At 32.0% G+C, this 20,387-nt stretch carries 15 protein-coding genes and 1 other annotated feature; of the genes, 2 read left to right on the top strand and 13 right to left on the bottom strand.

The window, feature by feature from the left end:
• Positions 1 to 14: 14 nt before the first annotated feature.
• The 9 genes from spoIIAB to bsdtb5_RS06750 form a co-directional block, all read right to left on the bottom strand.
• The gene (gene spoIIAB / locus bsdtb5_RS06790; RefSeq protein WP_271715278.1) at positions 15 to 455 is read right to left on the bottom strand and encodes an anti-sigma F factor; all 441 of its coding nucleotides are present in this window, start codon (positions 453 to 455) and stop codon (positions 15 to 17) included.
• Positions 456 to 471: 16 nt separating this feature from the next.
• Positions 472 to 852, bottom strand: a complete 381-nt coding sequence (spoIIAA, locus tag bsdtb5_RS06785; protein WP_271715277.1) for an anti-sigma F factor antagonist — start codon at positions 850 to 852, stop codon at positions 472 to 474.
• A gap of 124 nt (positions 853 to 976) precedes the next feature.
• The gene (locus tag bsdtb5_RS06780; protein WP_271715276.1) at positions 977 to 2,359 is read right to left on the bottom strand and encodes a tetratricopeptide repeat protein; all 1,383 of its coding nucleotides are present in this window, start codon (positions 2,357 to 2,359) and stop codon (positions 977 to 979) included.
• A 21-nt stretch (positions 2,360 to 2,380) separates the two neighbouring features.
• Entirely contained in the window at positions 2,381 to 2,524 is a 144-nt protein-coding gene (locus tag bsdtb5_RS06775) for a hypothetical protein (RefSeq protein ID WP_271715275.1), read from the bottom strand.
• A 450-nt stretch (positions 2,525 to 2,974) separates the two neighbouring features.
• Positions 2,975 to 5,629 carry a valine--tRNA ligase gene (locus bsdtb5_RS06770; RefSeq protein ID WP_271715274.1) on the bottom strand — a complete coding sequence of 885 codons (2,655 nt, stop codon included), beginning with the start codon at positions 5,627 to 5,629 and terminating at the stop codon, positions 2,975 to 2,977.
• Between the two features lie 84 nt (positions 5,630 to 5,713).
• Positions 5,714 to 5,949: a binding site (T-box leader), on the bottom strand.
• A 392-nt stretch (positions 5,950 to 6,341) separates the two neighbouring features.
• Complete coding sequence (locus bsdtb5_RS06765; protein WP_271715273.1) at positions 6,342 to 7,577, bottom strand: hypothetical protein; 1,236 nt, start codon at positions 7,575 to 7,577, stop codon at positions 6,342 to 6,344.
• Between the two features lie 34 nt (positions 7,578 to 7,611).
• Positions 7,612 to 8,424, bottom strand: coding sequence for a hypothetical protein (locus tag bsdtb5_RS06760; RefSeq protein ID WP_271715272.1), 813 nt, complete (start codon positions 8,422 to 8,424; stop codon positions 7,612 to 7,614).
• A 38-nt stretch (positions 8,425 to 8,462) separates the two neighbouring features.
• Positions 8,463 to 9,734: a DUF5716 family protein gene (locus bsdtb5_RS06755; protein ID WP_271715271.1), complete on the bottom strand. Its 1,272-nt coding sequence runs from the start codon at positions 9,732 to 9,734 to the stop codon at positions 8,463 to 8,465.
• A 32-nt stretch (positions 9,735 to 9,766) separates the two neighbouring features.
• Positions 9,767 to 13,348, bottom strand: a complete 3,582-nt coding sequence (locus bsdtb5_RS06750) for a DUF5717 family protein (RefSeq protein WP_271715270.1) — start codon at positions 13,346 to 13,348, stop codon at positions 9,767 to 9,769.
• 643 nt (positions 13,349 to 13,991) lie between these two features.
• Between bsdtb5_RS06750 and bsdtb5_RS06745 the strand changes: the two genes are divergently transcribed.
• Positions 13,992 to 15,089, top strand: coding sequence for a pyridoxal phosphate-dependent aminotransferase (locus tag bsdtb5_RS06745; RefSeq protein WP_271715269.1), 1,098 nt, complete (start codon positions 13,992 to 13,994; stop codon positions 15,087 to 15,089).
• A 77-nt stretch (positions 15,090 to 15,166) separates the two neighbouring features.
• Here the strand turns inward: bsdtb5_RS06745 and bsdtb5_RS06740 are convergent, their stop codons facing one another.
• The 4 genes from bsdtb5_RS06740 to bsdtb5_RS06725 form a co-directional block, all read right to left on the bottom strand.
• Entirely contained in the window at positions 15,167 to 16,447 is a 1,281-nt protein-coding gene (locus bsdtb5_RS06740) for an adenylosuccinate synthase (RefSeq protein WP_271715268.1), read from the bottom strand.
• Positions 16,448 to 16,726: 279 nt separating this feature from the next.
• Positions 16,727 to 17,266 (bottom strand): dihydrofolate reductase family protein, encoded by a 540-nt coding sequence (locus bsdtb5_RS06735; RefSeq protein WP_271715267.1) that lies wholly within the window; start codon positions 17,264 to 17,266, stop codon positions 16,727 to 16,729.
• Positions 17,267 to 17,278: 12 nt separating this feature from the next.
• A complete protein-coding gene (locus tag bsdtb5_RS06730; RefSeq protein WP_271715266.1) occupies positions 17,279 to 18,016 on the bottom strand; it encodes a hypothetical protein in 738 nt (245 codons plus the stop codon).
• Between the two features lie 156 nt (positions 18,017 to 18,172).
• A complete protein-coding gene (locus bsdtb5_RS06725) occupies positions 18,173 to 19,084 on the bottom strand; it encodes a LysR family transcriptional regulator (RefSeq protein WP_271715265.1) in 912 nt (303 codons plus the stop codon).
• A gap of 364 nt (positions 19,085 to 19,448) precedes the next feature.
• On the opposite strand from bsdtb5_RS06725, the gene bsdtb5_RS06720 reads away from it, so the two are divergent.
• On the top strand, positions 19,449 to 20,318 hold the full coding sequence (locus bsdtb5_RS06720; RefSeq protein ID WP_271715264.1) for a methionyl aminopeptidase: 870 nt from the start codon (positions 19,449 to 19,451) through the stop codon (positions 20,316 to 20,318).
• The last annotated feature ends 69 nt before the right edge of the window (positions 20,319 to 20,387 follow it).

The following is a 20,387-nucleotide window of genomic DNA, read 5'->3' as shown; positions in this document are numbered from 1 at the left end:
ATTTTACACCCCATTTAAGATTTTGAAGCAGCACTTTGAATTTCTTTTTCCATAAGAATGGTTGTCCCAGCTCCTGGTGTAGATAATACTTCGAGCTTGTCCATAAAGGCTTCCATAAAAGCAAAGCCCATTCCAGATCTCTCTAACTCTGGTTTTGAAGTATAAAGTGGTTCCATTGCTTGTTTAATATTTTCTATTCCTTTTCCTTTATCCATTATTTCAATAAATAATTTGTTTTTATCTAGTTTGCACTTTAGTGTGATTTTCCCCTCTTCATTTTCATAACCGTGTATAATACAGTTCGTAACGGCCTCCGATACTGCAGTTTTTATATCTGCTATCTCCTCTATTGTAGGGTCAAGACTAGATACAAAAGCAGCTACAACCATTCTTGCAAAGCTTTCATTCTTAGATTTACTATCAAACTCTAGAGTTATTTCGTTCGTTTCGCTCATACTTATCCCCCTCATTCTAAAGTGCTTTTTTAGCATCCTTTATTGTCTCATATTTTTCAATAATTTTATATAATCCTGATATGCGGAATATACGATCGACAGTTTCATTAACATTGGTTACTGCAACTTTACCACCTGTAAATATTACCTTTTTGTATCTTCCCATGATTACACCAATTCCTGAACTATCCATGAAATTTGCTTCTTTAAAGTCAAAAATAATATTTTTTATATTACCTTTTGCAATTAAACTATCTGATTTTTCGCGTATCTTCAATGCACAGTGATGATCAAGCTCACTTGTCAATTTAATAATAAGGCAGTGATCTGTTACTTCAAATATTGCATTACTCTGCTCTTCATTACCGTTCTTCAATTCCTCTTTATTGTTTTCCATGTTATCCCTTCTTTTTACATTATTTTACATCTGTAATTTATAAAAAAAATATCTCTATAATAAGAAGCAAAGTGATGAACTTCTTATTATAGTAAATACTTTTCTGTCTAATGTTTCTATCTAACTATTCAATTGTACTAAGTTTTGCCTTCGCTTTACTAGCTCTACTAGAATCAGGGAAGTCCTTTATTATCTGATTATAATATTTCTTCGCATTTGTAAAATCTTTTTTATTATGATAACATCTTGCGATAAAATAAAGCGCATCTACATTTGTTTTATCATATTTGAAAGATTCTTTTAACGTCTTGATAGCATCATCATATTTATAACTGTTATATTGACTATAACCTGTATTATAAAGACTCTTTGATATACTAGAGAAAGTATCATCTTTTATCATATTATACAAATCTTTTGATGCATCAATCTGTAATTTAGTCTCGTCAACCTTAACTAACTTTTCTGCTGCACCTGTTTTATCACCATCTGCATATAGTTTAGCTGCTTCAAATAGGTTTTGATAGAAAGATTCATCCACTTGATTTGCATTTAGATCCGTTACTTGTTTATTTAAATCATCAATTTTAGATTGTAGCGTATCTTTATCACTCTTAAGAGTCGTAATCTCATTTTCTTTCTCTTGAATCTGTTCTGTGTATGTTTTAATTTTAGTCTTTAAATCCGACGTAGCATTATTCTTAATCGTTGGTGTCAATAAGAAAAAGCTTACTGCTAAACCAATTACAACACCAACAATTAGATTGATAAATGCCATAATATTCGGTTTATCTTCCTTATATGTGGATATTGGCATATATGAAGTCGTCTGGTTAAGTACTCGTTCTTTTGCCTCTTCTTTGGATATTTGATTCGAATTTTCTTTAGTAACTGTATTGTCGCCACCTAGTTCTTTTAAATATCGTAACGTTATCGTATTAGTCACGTCAATTTTACTTATCTTTAATAAACATCTTCGTGCTTTCTCATTCTCATTATTTTTCATATAGAGTAATGTAAGTAAATGATGTGCTCTTATAAAGCGAGGATTCAAGCTAGTTACTTTCTTTAACTGTAAGATAGCCAAATCATCATTTCCTTGGTTCGCTGATGCTAAAGCTGTATTATATTTCTTAATTGCTTGATTAATAGTCTCAAGCTTTGTAGGATTCGATTGTACTGCTTTCATGTATTCGTCCGCATCATTATCCTCTGGTTGAAAATGCTTACTTAATACCCATTCACTTAACGCTAGTACACTTTCTCCCATTTCATAATACACTAATCCTAACAGATTTCTTGCTTTTGTATTCTTCTTATATAATTTTAAGCTTTCCTTAAGTGAAGTGATTGCTCCTGTAAGATCTCTTACTTTAGCTCTATTTAACCCTTCATTATAATATGAATTAGAAGCTTTATATATTTTTACATAAACGGAATAATCTTCTCCACATCGATCACATCGATTTTTTTTCGATAATGGTCCATCACAAACCGGACAATTCATATCTCTCCACCTATACCTTTACTATTTTAGATCCTTCTTTTCTTTTAAAATCTCTTTGATGATGTCAGTTGCATCAGTTAAATCATTATTGTAGATTGCTTCTTCAGCTTGGTCTACTTCTAAACTTGGTTGAAATTTTGCGATTTCTTCTTCAAAATTAATCATATTAGCTCCCTTGCCTTTCTAGATATCACTTTATTACAACAAGTAACAGTTAAATAACTTGTTTTCTATTTAATATAAAATCTAGAATTACATTCTAGATTAAGTCATTACATGTAAACTCATACCCATATCTGATACATTATTTACAAATGCACCATATACATAATAACTATAAAAACTATAAAAATCAATAGTCTTAATAAAATTTTAATTTCAATTAATGATTTCATTATAATATAGTTCACTTCTTATGGAAAGGATAAGAGGTCGCAATTTACGACAGGTCCACTAATTTAATCTATTGATTCCACCTTAATCGTTTCAATAAGAAAAAATACCTAAAATAAAGAGAACAATGTTTTCTTTACTTTAGATATTATTTTTCTTATGGTTATTAATTATTTACTGTATCATTCACTACATATTATAAGATTTACAGAAATGTACCTCTTATTTTTTTAGATGGCTAAGTCTTTCTGTTACTTGATTCATCATATTTGTGTAATTATCTAATTTTGCTTTTTCTTCATTAATCTTAGCTTCTGGCGCTTTGCTAACGAATTTTTCATTATTAAGCATACCATTTACACGTTTTAATTCGCCTTCTAATCTTGCTTTTTCTTTTTCAAGACGTTCAATTTCCTTTTCAATATCTACAAGTTCAGCAAATGGCATATAGATAGCTGCATCTGGAATAACAGTAGATACTGCATCTTCTGGTACATTTGTTTTATCGTTCTGAACAATGATCTCACTTGCATAACCTAAGGTAGCGAAGAATACTCTGCTTGTTTCAAATATAGTTCTAACTTTTTCATTTTCAGAAACAACTATTACAGTTGCTTTCTTGCTTGGTGGAACATTCATTTCAGAACGAACGTTACGAATACCTTTTACAGCAGCTTTGATTACTTCAACTGCTTCTTCATCTGTAGCAAAGTTAAGTTCTTCTTTATATACTGGCCATTCTGAGATCATGATAGATTCTTCTTTTTCTTGAAGAGTGCAGAAGATCTCTTCTGTGATAAATGGCATATATGGATGTAATAATTTTAAAGAATCAATTAGTACAGTCTTTAATGTCCATAAAGCTGCTGCTTTCGTTTCATCTTCGTCATTATATAATCTTGGTTTTACCATCTCAATATACCAGTCGCAGAATTCTTCCCAGATGAAATCATAGATCTTTTGAACCGCGATACCAAGTTCAAATTTTTCTAGATTTTCTGTTACATCTTTAGTTAAGGTATTTACTTTTGATAGAATCCATTTATCAGCTTGAGTTAAGGTAGATAAATCAATGGTATCACTGATTTCAGCTTTTTCAAAATTCATCATGATAAATCTTGATGCATTCCATACTTTATTTGCAAAGTTTCTACTAGCTTCCACTCTTTCCATGTAGAATCTCATATCATTTCCTGGTGCATTACCTGTGATAAGAGTAAGTCTTAGTGCATCTGCACCGTATTGATCAATGATTTCAAGTGGGTCGATACCATTTCCTAGGGATTTACTCATCTTACGGCCTTGAGAATCTCTTACTAATCCATGGATTAATACCGTACTAAATGGAACTTCCTTGGTATGTTCTAAACCACTAAACATCATTCTCATTACCCAGAAAGGAATGATATCATAACCAGTTACTAATACATTAGTTGGATAGAAATAATTCATCTCTTCTGTATTATCTGGCCAACCTAGTGTTGAGAATGGCCAAAGAGCTGATGAAAACCAAGTATCAAGCGTATCTGGATCTCTTCTCATGTCTTTATTACATTTAGGACATGTCGCATGACTATCCTTTGTTACTACCATCTCACCACAATCATCACAGTAGTAAGCTGGAATCTGATGTCCCCACCATAATTGTCTTGAAATACACCAATCTCTGATATTTTCTAACCAGTGGAAATAGGTTTTATTAAAATGCTCTGGTACGAATTTGGTTTCCCCTTCTCGAACTGCTTTAATTGCAGGTTCCGCTAGAGGTTTCATCTTAACGAACCATTGTTTCGATACTCTAGGTTCTACAACAGTTCCACAACGATAACAAGTTCCAACGTTATGGTTATGATCTTCTACTTTAACTAGAGCACCCTCTGCCTCTAAATCAGCAACGATAGCTTTACGTGCTTCATAACGATCCATTCCTGCGTATTTTGGATAGTCATTAATAATCTTAGCATCATCTGTCATTACATTGATGATAGGAAGATTATGTCTTACACCAACTTCAAAATCATTTGGGTCATGAGCTGGTGTGATTTTAACAACACCAGTACCAAAGTCCATCTCAACATAATCATCAGCTACAACTGGAATCTCTCTCTTAACAAGTGGTAAGATTACAGATTTTCCAATAATATTCTTATAACGATCATCATTTGGATTAACAGCGATAGCTGTATCACCAAGTAAAGTTTCTGGTCTTGTCGTCGCAAGTTTAACCTCTCCACTACCATCTGATAATTGATAACGAAGATGCCAGAAATGTCCTTCTTTTTCTTCGTATTCAACTTCTGCATCAGAAATTGAAGTTAAACAATGTGGACACCAGTTGATAATTCTTTCACCACGATAGATTAAACCATTGTTATATAAATTAACAAATACTTCATTAACTGCTTTGTTACAGCCTTCATCCATTGTAAATCTTTCTCTGTCCCAATCACAAGAAGAACCAATCTTCTTAAGTTGAGATACGATTCTACCACCGTAATTTGCTTTCCAATCCCACGCTCTCTCAAGGAATTTTTCTCTTCCAAGATCAGCTTTGGTTAATCCTTCGCTACGCATAGCTTCAACAATTTTTGCTTCTGTAGCAATACTAGCGTGGTCTGTACCTGGTAACCAAAGTGCTTCATATCCTTGCATTCTCTTTGCACGAATTAAAATATCTTGCATGGTATTATCTAGTGCATGCCCCATGTGTAACTTACCTGTAATGTTTGGAGGTGGCATCACGATAGTGAAAGGTTTTTTCTTTTTATCCACTTTCGCATGAAAATATTTTTTATTTAACCACTTTTCATATAATCTTTTTTCAATGTCCTGTGGATCATAGGTTTTCTCTAAATTTTTTTCTAATTTTTTTTCCATATTCATTCTCCTTTTCTTATTTAAGGTGATATTCAATTTTAACAGAATTATAAGTATTTTGAGCAACAAAAAAGGTCCCTCATCACAAAGGACGAAGAACCGTGGTACCACCTTAATTTATACGAATATACAAATAATTATTATCTGTATACTGATATCTTATTCGCCTATAACGGGGCTTTCCGACATTTCCTACTATTATTTCAGAAATGCTGTTCAAGAGCTACCTTCAATACGTACTTCTTTAGACAAATTTACAGCCAATGATTTGTCCTCTCTGAAAAGGTTACCTATCTAATCCTCTCTATCACTACATTTTTCTTATAATTTTATTTGTATATTACATTCAGATATTAAATATACTATTCGTTTTCTTAGTTTCTGTCAAGCACCTAAATTATTTTTTTATCTATTTTATATTAATGGTTAGGGTGTTGGGATCAAATAGCCTTTTATAACTTACAATGTGTATATTGATGTATAATTATTAATTTTGACGTAGTCCGGCCGAAGGTATCGTTTATATTTTGTCAAGACTCATAGTGAAAATAGGAACGTGAGTGAGTATTTTCATTAGTTCTGAGGCTTGTAAGAAATATGATGCCTGAGGGAAAGGTAGCCAAAATTCATAATTATACAGCGATATACACTCAGTACACTGAAATAAGGCTATTTGATCCCAACATCTCCAATAATCAAATATCAAAAAACTTTAGTCAATCGATACAACTGTAATATTATTCTTTACTAGAAGTTCTTCAATCTGTGGTCTTAGATGTGGATTCTTCTTTATCAGTCCCTCGATATTCATAAGACAGTGCTCTTTGACCTTATTATTATAATCAATTCTCTCTCTTAGCTTTTGTCTACGAACATTTAGGCGGTGGCGAACTTCTTGCATTTCTTTTTGATCAATAATAGCAATTGCTTGATAGATCCATATTTCAGGATCATTTATATTATATTTCTTTAACTCTTTTATCAATGTTTCATTATAAAAGTTAAGTAATTCTGTATTTTTTTCATACCTTCTTGCTTCATCCTTAGCTTTTACATACTTTTCCCAGATGCGCTCTAATTCTTTTGAGTTATGCACCATGAACTTACTGTAGGAATAATCTAATACACTTGTGTTATTAATCATTTTTATTTTAACACTATTTAATAAATCAATTGCCTTGTTTTGTTTCTTCTCAATCACTTTCATCATGATTGCATTTCTTCTTGCTTCATAGAATATATAAAAAGAACTTAATGCTGCCATTAGAATAGTTAGTAAAAATGGTGTTTGAATATCAGTTTGGAAAGTTTTAGCAATCATCAAGAGTAGAGTTAATAAACCTAAGACCATAATACTGGTTACAATTGCTAAAGCTTTTAAAAATCTTTGTTTCTTAATTACTTCTTCTTTTTGATATCGTAATTCTCCTTTTTCACCTTCAAGATGTCTCATATCATTCTTAATTAAGGTGTGAAAAGATTCATTTTCTTTCATTTTCTTAATCTCATTTGGCATCTCTTCTTCATAGTTCTCAATATTGCGAAATTGCTTATCTGCTATTTTAATTCCGTTATTCTGATATTTGGAACGGTCTCTTGCCAATGTAATAATATGTCTTGCAGCATCATCAAGATTATCTCTTTGCTCTTTTGGAATCATTTCAATTTTTTGCATATCACCTAAGTAAGAAGATACTAATTGATATTCCACTTTGGTATCTTCCACTTGTTTGATTGATTCCTTGATTCGGTCACTTTGTCCATTAAGATAGGAAGCCCAATCATCAATACGATCGAGGATATCATCATCTTCTGTCTCTTCAACCATAGTATTTTGATTCATATCTTCCACTAATTCTTGATTACTACTTTTCTCCCCTAATGTCTTGTTATCTATTAATTTATTATTTTGAACTTTCTTTTTCTTGAATAACTTAAAAATACCCATTATTGCTCCTTCATCCTGTTTATTTTCTGTACTCCTATTTAAGTTCCCTTAACATCTGATTTATCTTTTGGTAATAATCATTCCCTTTACCAGCATCCTTTAATTCTTTTATTTTCATAATTTCTTTATAACTGCTGGCTTCTATTGCCTTTTCCTCTGCGTCCTTAATCTTCTGATAAATCGTACTCATTAATTCATCCGAAATGTTATGTTCTTTTATAAATCTATCTTTTCTTTCACTATCTTCGCCGAGTATTAGTGTGTACATACATTGCATAAGTGACTCTGGATTCTTATTTCTAAGATATGCTGACTCAAAGTATTCTGCTGCTTCATGATAAGAGCTGATATTAAGTAATGCTATTGCAATATTATGCAATATATTTCCGTATTCTTCTTCTGTAAATACAGCTGCCTCTTTGTTACCTATTATTTCTTGATATAATAGAATCGCTTCGCTGTAATTTTGATAATTAATATATTTATCAGCTTTTAATTTCAATCTTCGAATTGGACTTAATAGAGCAATCTCATCAATTACTTTTATTAACTCTATAATCTCATCCTCTGTATAATAATCTGCGCTACATAATATACTTACTACTATGTCTTTCATTGAATGTTTATTCTGAATGTATTCCTTTAACTTTATACCAATCTCATTCATCTTAACTTCATTGATTAACCAATCAGCTAACTCTGGCTGATATAGTTCATCACCTATCAAATAGATGTTATTATAAATATAATAGCACAATTCTTCAATCGAATAGACATTAGTATTTGTTAATTTAAAATAAAAGGGATGTTCTGCTTTCCTGCCACTACATAGTATTATTTTTCCCATAGGCAACTCCTTTTTCTATTACTGAGAGTTCTCATAGCTTATGCTAGATTAATTGTCTTCTCCCAGATTCGATTTGTTGATGGATAAAATTCACCGAAACCTTCGTCTTTTACTTGAATTACACAAGTATACTTGTCTAAGAATCGCACTGTTACATAGACTTTTGTCATTCTTTTTGGACGATTTGCAATACCATCTAGATTCATCATAACAACCGTTGGATCACTTTTATTTCTATCTTTTATGATCAATTCTATCTCTTCTTTATCATCCAATACTAGATAGAATTGCTCTTTCACTTCATACCAAGGTGTTGCAATCTTAGCTAATAGTATCTCAGATACTTTTGCATCATAATAAGCGAGGATACTAATCGAACTTGTTATCATTTCTTCGGTTAATATTAGATAATCCTTCAATCGATCCGGTTCTTTATTACTTCTTGCAGCATAGCAAGCACCTTTAGCATATAGATTCTGACCCTTGAATATTCTTCTACCCACACCAAGTTGCTTCATAACCTCATCTGCCCACTGCTCTTCAAAACCAACTCCAGTAAAGAATAAGGTTGATACTACTTGCTTATATAAGATATTCTTAGCTACATTCTGAAAAATATAGTTCAAGGATTCCATATCATTTTGTCTTTCAATCATCTCGTATGAAAGGATATCAGAACAATCCTTCTTTGCAATCGTTACAATCTGTTTTTCTTTCTTTCTATCAATTTTTAATTGATAATAGCTTAACCCTGCTTTCGAAAAATCAAATACTCCTACATCATTCATAAACAACTCTTTTGACTGATATAAGGTATAATATGCAAAGCTATCCTGATGACATTGAATATATACTCGGTCTCTCATAATAGATAGACCTTCTAATGCTTTATAGATACTCTTAATGATATTTTTCTCTAATTTTTCTACTGTAATAACCAATTGATCAATCGTTTGATTTGGGTATTTTAATTTTAACAAACTCAACGACTTTCGAAAGAATTTTTCTAATAATGATACTCCATCTAATTTGGTATCACCTATCATAATTTCCTTCTTTTCTCTCAACTGCTTTAATATATGATCTATTTTAATAGCTTCTTCTTTTCGCACAAGTTGGATAGCCTCTTTTCCATAATACCAATCATAAGAGTTTTTTCTCACTGCAAGAATAGTAGGAATTAAGCATTCGTCTTCTTCTCCTTCATAACAAATGGATTCTGGTTCAAAAGTCTTCATATTAAAACAACTTATTTGAGAATAATCATCACATAAATCAAATCCAACTATTAGATTTCGCTCTTCACTCATCTTATCTCCCACCTTTGATTCATATTTTAGATTTAAGACAATGGACTATATAAGATAGATGCCATCGCCTCTTTCTTTTTATAATGTTTCATCATCTCATATAATGTTTCATCATCATTTAACTCTTTCGCCATAAGCATTAGATTTATTTGGTTATATTTAGACTCCACTTCATCTTCTGTTTCAAGCTTATTATCTAACGTTACCTGTATTTCTTCGGTTAATCCATTTTCTTTTCCATCTTCAACAATAAAGTATTCTAGCTTCTCTCCATAGAATAATAAGAATTGACTAACATATATTCCTCCATACATATTCTTCATTTCTATAATTTGTTCTTTTTCTTCTTCCTCAATTGATGATTTTAATACATAATGTAGGAATACCTTTTGTTTTGGATTAGTCTTGTATTCGATATATTGAGAATAGAGTAAGGAATCTTCCAATTTCACTTTACCAATAAAGTTCTTGAAAAATGTTAATAAAATTCCTTTTTTCACAAGCTTATCCAAGTTTACTTCAACATATCGAACCTCTTCCCCCGATAACTCCTCTTGAATCGATAATCTTTTTAATACTGCTAGCAAAATAATCTCATTTTCTTCCTTTAGAATTACCTGTTTCATAATCTCATATAGTTCATCTGGCAAGGTTCTTTCATTCATAATCCATTCATTTGCTATGAATGTAAGATATGCTTTCTTTAATCTGTCATTTTTCTCAGATTGATATAATAGATAAAAGATCTCATAGGACTCTTCTATCATGCTATTTGCGAATAATATCTGAGCTAATAGTCTTTCTGCTAGTTCTAAACAATCAATTTTTAAAGCTATTGCACTATGGTAAATCTTTAAAAGACAATTTGTACTTCCAGTATAGTAGGTTAATAAATACCTTACTATTTGCTCATTTTCTCTATTTTCCAATAGCACTCTGTAACACATAGACAAAATGATATCATTTTTATCCATTGAATTAGCTAGGTATTCATTACAGTATGTTAATAAAACCGATGTATCAATTTCATCAGACCCATACTCTCTAATAACCTTATATACTTTATCATACTCTTTGTTCCTCATATAGAATTCTAAGAGCGGATTGATTTCTTGCCTCCTGACATTAGTAATGTCTATGACATCAAGAAACTGCATCAATTCCTTCTCTTCTATATATTCTGAATCTTCATAAAAGATAGACTTTAATATTGATTCTTGATACTTTTTACGTATATTAGGAATTTCTAAAGCCTTTACTTTATAATCTAACTGTCGACTTTTCTGACTTTCTAAAAAAGAAGGACTCTCCATCATCGTTAAAACAATTTGTTTGATATCACTACACTCATAACACTTGTCCAAATATGGTCTCACATTAAGGAACGGATACATTGTATAATCAACTGTCGTAACATAACGATTTTCCTGCTTGTCTACCAATATAATATAAGCATCTGTTGAATATATTGAAACAACAGCATGCCCATCTATCAAAGGCACAAATTTCTCTTCTTCAATTTCTTTATGAACTACGTATAGCCCTCTTATATTCTGATTGGCACACTGTATCTCATATTGAAATGCAACATAAGATAAATATAAATAGATATTATCATCCAAATCTTTCTTCTTAAGCATATCTTCATAAAGAATGGATAAATTTCTACTGATCCTTTGTTCCTTTAATTGTTTGACAACAAATTGTTCAATTATCCTACTATAGCTTTGATACATTTCAGAATTTTTCTCTTTATCCTGTACAACTTTTGAATACAAATAAGCTTTCTTCTTATCATTTAAATTACTATTATATAAATAATATAATAACACCTGACTCTCAAAAACATCCTCGTTAGATACCCCCCTTGAGTCAATGTTATCTGTGGATTCCTCAATAGAATACATGTAATATTCATACAATTCAGTTATTCTTAATTGTTCTTTGACACCAAGCTGATACCATTCAAAATACTCACTTCCAATTTTATGCCCCTTAATCAGCATACTGCAAATCGCTGCTAGTATATCTTTTGATGGAATCTTCTTATATAACATAGTTAATGAAATATACACCAGTCTCTTATAACTTTTCTGTCTGCTCGCTAGGAATATAAATTGTTCTGCAATCTCTTCACTCATTAGGTCATTCTTAAGAATCCAATAGATTACTTGTATCTCAACTTCTGATAACGACTGAAGTAGATTTGCATCTTCTTTATATATACTATATAGTTCAAAATATAGAATTGGGCTCTTGCACCCCCTCTTATATTCATCCACCAACTGTTCTAACTTGTAACTTTTATTCTGATCATATTGCTTATCAAGGTAAATAAGATACCATAAGATATCCATGCCCTTAGTACCAGTTTCGTAGATATCTGTAATTTCTTTCAAAGCTTCTTCTATTACATCTTCTGCTTTACTGAATAATGCATTAAGATATAAAAAGGCACAATAAGCTCTCATAGATTGGATTTTCATCTCTTCTTTATGTTCGCTAAAATGATCTATTAATAATTTTGTCTTCTCTTTATCACCAGATAGTATAGATAAGTGCAAACGAATGAGATTGCTTCGATAATCTGAGTCTTGTGAATCATGAAATTCAATAACTAGCCTTCTCATATTCTCTTGATAATCTTCTACAGTAATATGCCCCAATCGAAAATCAAGATAATTCTTAACAAAGTCTCTTTCCATTTCTCTTAATTTCATTGAAGTATTATCTTTAATACGATTACTCTTATTGCAATTACAACTAATCTCAACAATGAAGGTTTGATGAACTGTCTGAATAAATATTCTTCCATAATTCTTACCGTCTCGCATGAATTCAGGCTTAAGTACATATTCAAGCGAAAAAGTACTTCCTAAAAAATTATCTGTCCATATAATCTTATGATCTAATTCAATAAATGCAGAATCCGTATTCGTTCGAATCTCCATGTATCCCCAATTATTCTTAGTTAATACAATTTTATCCATAACTCGTTCATGTTCTACGTAATAATAATCTCTTAATTTATCTACACTAAGACTTACTCTCTCTTTTTTATGCATTGCAATTAAAAATTCTTCTAATTCAATGCTACTATTTCTACCTTTTACTAAGCTTTGATACAAGATATTTTCCTTATCATTACTTAAAAAAATCTTAGTAAAGTTCTCAGACTTAAATAGACTAAGGGCCTCATGCCAATTCAATTTTGCCAAATCAGTGAATTGATATAAGTCCCTAATATTTCCGTTTGAAGTAGTGCAAAAAGGCATCTGAATCTCTATCTTATATGGAACCTTTTTCTCGCCTAAATCACTAACAATCGTTAGTTCTCCCTCGATCCTCTCTCCTGTCCTACGATGTAGAGAGGATACTTCATATTCAATTATATTTTCTTCACCAACAAATGCCTCATGAATAACATGAAGCGCTTGATTCGAGGAATATACAATTCCCTTTACCATTCTATTATCACTTGCTTTGATTGTTAATTTACCTTGATACAAAGTATCTTCTTGTATCGATAACTCAATCACCTCATCTGATAATAAAATATCTGGTAGCTTATATTCAAATATGCCTTTGGCTAATCGCTCGATTTTCTCTTTCATGTTAACTCCCTCTGTTTAAAGGTATCAAATCCCCATGCTTTGTTTTAGCACCACAGTTAATCATTTATAATCCGATTATGGTTATTATAAGTATCAATTCATATAAATCATATATTCTGTATATTTAAACAAATATTATGTAATAATGAACTTTTGACACTATACCCACTTTTAGTTATAATGATTATAACACTATTTGTCATTAATAAGCAATACTGGATATACTCTACTTCGCAGTTAAAAGCATTGTTGAATACTTGATAAATTCAGATGTTTCGGTTATCGAAATTACCATGATTCAAACTTTTTCATCTTACGTTCCATTTCCTCGTTTGGAAACTACTAATCTTTTATTACTTTGATAAAAACAGATATAAAAAGTTCGAACTCCTCACTTTGTTCGTCAAACAGCGAACTTTTTATATCTAACTCAAAGTGATAAAACATAAGTAGCTTCACAAACTCGTCAAAGTCACGACGATGAAAAAGTTTGAATCATGGTAATTAATATACTGTGTCGTCTGAATTTCTAAAGTATAGTATGGATTTTTAAACTGCGAAATTTGAATTACTTAATTTAAACTCAGATGTATTCAGTCACGTTTATACCTATAATTAGAACCATAAAAAAGGAAGGATAACTATGATGAAACACGTTGAACATTTCCATGGAAGTGATTTAGAGAAAATAGAGCAAATCTATCATATAAAAAAAGAAGATATTACAAGTTTTAGTGCAAATGTAAATCCTCTTGGAGTCTCAAAAAAGTTAAGGCAAACTCTTTCGGATAATATTGATGTGATTACCTCATATCCTGATCGTGAATATACCTCTCTTCGTAAAGAAATTGGTAAGTACGTAAAAGCTAATTATGAAAACATTATCGTAGGTAATGGTTCCACCGAATTAATCTCTTTACTTATTCAAATAAAACACCCTAAGAACGCGCTACTTATTGGACCAACGTATTCAGAATACGAACGCGAACTAAATCTTGCTGGATGCCATATATCTAATTTCACTCTGAAAGAAGATGTTAACTTTGATATTGATATAGATAGCTTAAAGAAAACAATAATAAATTCGATTGATTTTCTAATTCTCTGTAATCCTAATAATCCAACCTCTTCTGCGATAAGACATGATAAGATGCGACAAATCTTAGATTTTTGCAGAGATAATAATATTTTTGTGATGGTAGATGAGACCTATGTTGAGTTTGCAAATGATATGGAACATATTACTTTAGTTCCATTAACTAAAGAATACAAAAATTGTATCGTATTAAGAGGAATCTCAAAATTCTTTGCCTCTCCTGGTCTAAGACTTGGGTATGCGATATGCTCCGATACTGCTTTTCTTGATGAGATTAATCAAAGAAAAAATCCTTGGACGATTAATTCCTTAGCTTCGGTAGCTGGTGAAATTATGTTTCAAGATGAAGAATATATTAACTCAACTAAGACTTATATTAATTCAGAACGAGAAACATTCTGTAAAATTCTAAGCGAATGTAAGAATGTAAAGTTCTATACACCAGTTGCTAATTTTATATTAGTTCAGATATTAAAACCTGGAATTACATCGAAGGATATCTTTGAAAGGGCTATTAAAAAGGGTCTTATGATTCGTGACTGTTCTTCCTTTCAAGAACTTGGGGACAAATATATACGTTTTTGTTTTATGAGTAGGGAAAAGAATGATGAATTATTAGAAGTGCTTCTTGAGGTGTTAAAGTAGAATTATTACCATTTATTCTAACCAAAAATGCTGTTGCTACTCTAACTTAGATTAGAGTTTACAACAGCATTTTTTTATTATCTATTTCTATGAATAATCTCTTCTCTTCCAGGTCCATTAGATACTAACGTTACAGGTACTTCTAATTCTTTTTCAATGAATTCGATGTACTTTCTACAGTTTTCTGGAAGTTCTTCATAATTCTTAATTCCTCTAATTTCACATTTCCAACCTGGTAATACTTCATACACTGGTTTTGCTTTCTTAAGCTTACTAGTAGTTGGGAAATCTTTTGTTACTTTACCGTCAATCTCATAACCAATACATACTGGTAGTTCATCAAGATATCCTAATACGTCAAGAACTGTAAGGGCTACCTCAGTTGCTCCTTGCATTCTACATCCATATCTAGAAGCTACCGCGTCAAACCATCCCATACGTCTTGGTCTTCCAGTTGTTGCGCCGTATTCACCACCGTCTCCACCACGTCTTCTAAGCTCATCTGCTTCTTCTCCGAAGATCTCACTTACGAATTCGCCTGCACCAACAGCACTTGAATATGCTTTTACTACAGTAACAATATCTTTAATCTCATAAGGAGGAATACCAGCACCAATTGCGCCGTACGCAGCTAATGTAGATGAAGAGGTAACCATTGGATAGATACCAAAGTCAGGATCTTTTAATGAACCTAATTGTCCTTCTAATAAGATGGTCTTTCCATCTTTCATAGCATCATGTAAGAATACGGATACATCACATACATATGGCTCAACCATATCACGATAGTCAAGTAATGTTTGGTATAACTTTTCTTCATCAATTGCTGGTTTATGATATAAATGTTCTAGAAGAACGTTCTTTTGAACACATACTTCTTTTATTTTTTCTCTTAAAGCAGCTTCATCAAATAACTCAGATACTTGGAAACCAACTTTTGCATATTTATCAGAATAAAATGGAGCAATTCCAGACTTTGTTGAACCAAATGATTTACCGCCAAGTCTTTCTTCTTCATATTGATCAAATAAAATGTGGTAAGGCATTAAGATCTGTGCACGATCAGATACTTTAATCTTAGGCATTGGAACACCTTGATCCACTAAGGATTGAATCTCTTTCACTAAATATGGAATATTAAGTGCAACACCATTACCAATCACGCTTGTTGTATGATTATAAAATACTCCAGATGGAAGTAAATGAAGTGCAAATTTACCATAGTTATTAATAATTGTATGTCCAGCATTGCTACCACCTTGGTATCTTACAATTATATCAGAATCCTTGGCAAGCATGTCCGTAATTTTACCTTTTCCTTCGTCTCCCCAGTTTGCGCCTACGATTGCTTTTACCATAATCAATATCCTCCAATCAATTTTCTCATGTTTATTATAAGAAATGTTGTGAAATTCTATTCTATGTAGATGTGTACTTAATATAGATTCTTCTCATTTCTTCTAATTTTATTATTGAAATATGTAAAGACACTTCGATCATTTTTATTGTTATATATGTTTTTTATATATCTATAATTAAATGATTATTCTCTGAATCAGTGCCGTTTACTTATTAAGTATAGTCCTATCAGTGATATAAGTAAAATCAATATTAGTTATACGATACATAATCTGTAGTTATGTATATTTCTTTACAACTTCATAATGAAGTTCAACGAATTGATTAAAACGGTTGGTACTTTTTAAAGATAGTAGTGTTTGAAAACTATTATCTCTGAACAGAGGTATACCTTTACCAAGTAAAACTGGGGCAATGGTAACTATAATTTCGTCTACTAACTTTTCTTTAATAAAAGTGTGAAACAGGTCTCCTCCACCAAGAAGCCAGATATTTTTACCTTTTTTATTTTTTAAGACTTTTGTAAATTGTACGACATCTTCGCTGATATATTTTACATATTCGTTATCATCCTGCTTCGTTCTGGTAAAAACATAGCATTCCTTGCCCTTATATGGAAAAACTCCTTTTTCATACTCCATGATCCAATCATAAGTTATTCTTCCGATAAGAATAGTATCTACTGTTTCATAAAACGCTGAATATCCGTTATCTCCTTCGCCTTCGACATTAAACAACCAATCCAAGTTGTGTTCATCTGTAGCAATATATCCATCTAAACTTGAAGCAATATACAACACTAATTTACGCTGACTCATCTTACCCTCACCTTACCTTACACGTTCATACAAATATAAACGTCCATCTTTTCCAACTCTCTTTACCGCACCCACCGAATATAATACATTCAGTGCCGTTTGTGCTACCGATAAAGATAACTTTGTTGCTTCCTTATAATCTTTCGAAGTAAATGGCTCAATTAATTCATCAGGAATTAATTTAAGATACTCAGACCTTGAGGTTACCATAATCTCTTCCACAATCTCAGTAGGAATTCGATCAACTTTTTCGGCTCCCCTCTTTTTGTCTCTACTCCATCCATTCAAGATCTTAATTTCTTCCAGATTAAGCATCACAATACAAAGATTAATATTGGGATGTGATAAATAACTTTTAATCTTATATAATTCTGGAAATATCATATAAGGTGTACCTTTTCTTGTAGATTTTCTAGGCTTTTGTACTTCTCCTGTCTCATTATCCACCCATTTCAACCACTTAATATATGGAATTGGGTAGACAATTGTTACTGGCTGTAACTCTAGAAATACATCTAATTTTCTTCGAAGCTTATCAAAGCTTCTAGTCTGTATCTCAATGATTCCATGTTCATTTACAATATCAGCTACATAGCCATTCATACGTATTTCTTGATTTTCTATCTTGGGTTCATAATAATTTTTCAGAATGGCATGAAGTGTCTTCTCCCCTAAAGTTCCGATTCCATTCTTCTGTCGTTCCGAAGCAATCATATCTTTACTTACTTCATCAAATCTATCCTTTTCCATGACATTCTCCCGATATATATTACATTATACTAATTAATTTTTTTCATTTATTGATTACTGGATACACTTTACGTTCTATTAAATATCCGATGTTAAAATCTCTTATAAAACCAATATTAAGCTTTTGTCCAATGATCCCATTAATATTTTACTATATTATCTTCTTTCTCCACCATGATTTTGCCTTTCAAGCATCATATCCAATAGCATTCTTGCAGCACTCGATATTGGATTCTTATTACTGGTGATGATACAGATCTGGCGTTTTGGAATCTTTCGATCAAAAAATAACTCGAAAAGTTCACCACTTTTAATATAAGGAGTTGCAAACTCACTCATGACGCAACCGATGCCAAGATTACGTAAGGCAAACTGTACGATAATATCACTTGTTGCAAGCTCAAATTCTGGTTTAAGAATAACATCATTTTGCTTTAAGAATTCATCAATATATTGCCTCGAACTTGTATTGTGTTCCAGACAGATGATTGGCAATTCTTCCAGCTGCTTATATAACAATACCCGATTTTTCAGTTCGTAAAATTTAGTTCCAGCTACAAAGATATCTTGAATATCATATACATTGTTTATCGTAAGATCCTGTTTTTGAATAATCGGAGAACTTACGACCCCAAAATCAATTCTGCTGTCATTTAAATAATTAATCGTCTCAGGGGTTGGTGCATTGGTAACGGTAACTTTGATATTGGGATATTTCTGATGGAATTCTTCCAAATATGGAAGTAAATAAAAGTGAAGTGTCATATCACTAGCGCCGATTCTTATCTCTCCATTTTCAAGATCAATCATTTCACGGAATTTCTTTTCTCCAAGCATCATAATCTCATATCCACGTTTTACATAGGAATAAAGTACTTCTCCCTCTTTGGTAAGGAGCACTCCCTTAGGAGTTCTTAAGAATAAATCACTTCCAAGATTCTGTTCGAGTTGTTTGATTGCTTGACTAACTGCTGGCTGTGAGATGCAAAGCTCTTGTGCTGCTACTGTGATACCTCCAAGCTTTGCTACATAATAGAATATCTTATAATATTCCAGATTGATATTCATTGATCTCACCACCTTTCCTCTGCGTTCACTTCATAATTACGACTTTGGCCATCGAATCTTAATTCTACTCGTTCTATATTTTCATGATTATTGTACACGAAGGCATCCTACATTACAAGATTAGATTATTAGTGTGAAATTAAATGCAATTTCACACATTGAATTTAGGCCTGTGAGTAAGTCACAGGCATGTTGGTTAAGGTGAATCTTAAGTCACCTTGTATTTCATCGAAAAATGGAGTAATATAGTTAACAAGGAATTTGTTTTGCTTATCGTGACATAGTCTTCGCTCTCACACGAACCTTCCATAGGCAAAGCGTATTTTATAGAAAATGATAACGAAACAGAAAGAAGTGTAATTTTATGAGACTTGGAAGAAATGATTTATGTTGGTGTAACAGCCACCAAAAATATAAAAGCTGTCACCTTGCATTTGACCAAAAAATAGAGGAATATGCAGATAAAGGTCACATGGTACCAAGCCATGATATGATAAAAACAAAAGAGCAAATCGAAGGTATTCGAAAAAGTGGTGTAATTAATACTAGTATTCTCGATATGGTTGCTGAGAATATTAAAGAAGGTATGTCTACAGAAGATATCAACACTTTAGTTCACGAATTCACCATATCACATGGTGCAATTCCAGCAACTCTTGGCTATAATGGTTATCCTAAGAGTGTATGTACTTCCATTAACGAAGAGGTATGTCATGGTATCCCTGATAAGAACAGAATCTTAAAGAGCGGAGATATTATTAACGTTGATGTCACAACAATTCTAGATGGTTACTACGCAGATGCTTCAAGAATGTTTCTTATTGGAGATGTATCCGAAGATAAGAAAAAACTTGTAACAGTTACAAAAGAATGCTTAGATCTAGGTCTTGAAGCTGCAAAGCCATGGCGATTCCTTGGCGACATTGGGGAAGTAATCAACGCCCATGCAACTAAAAATGGTTATACCATCGTTAGAGAAATCGGTGGTCATGGCGTAGGAATTGAATTCCACGAAGAACCTTGGGTAAGTCATATTGGAAAACGAGGTACTGACATCCTACTTGTACCTGGAATGATATTCACTATCGAACCAATGGTAAATATGGGTGCACCTGATGTGTATGAAGATGCTGACAACGGCTGGACCATCTATACAGAAGACGGTAAGTGTTCTGCTCAGTTTGAATACACTGTGTTAATTACTGAGAACGGTGCTGAGATTCTTACAAGATAGAATAGATAACTCAAACTAAAAACTTTGGTTAGGTTGCCAAATGACCTATTATAGTTCACTTAGAAAGTC

Source organism: Anaeromicropila herbilytica (assembly GCF_016591975.1).
GTDB lineage: Bacteria > Bacillota > Clostridia > Lachnospirales > Lachnospiraceae > Anaeromicropila > Anaeromicropila herbilytica.
This window is presented reverse-complemented; position numbering and strand designations above follow the sequence as displayed.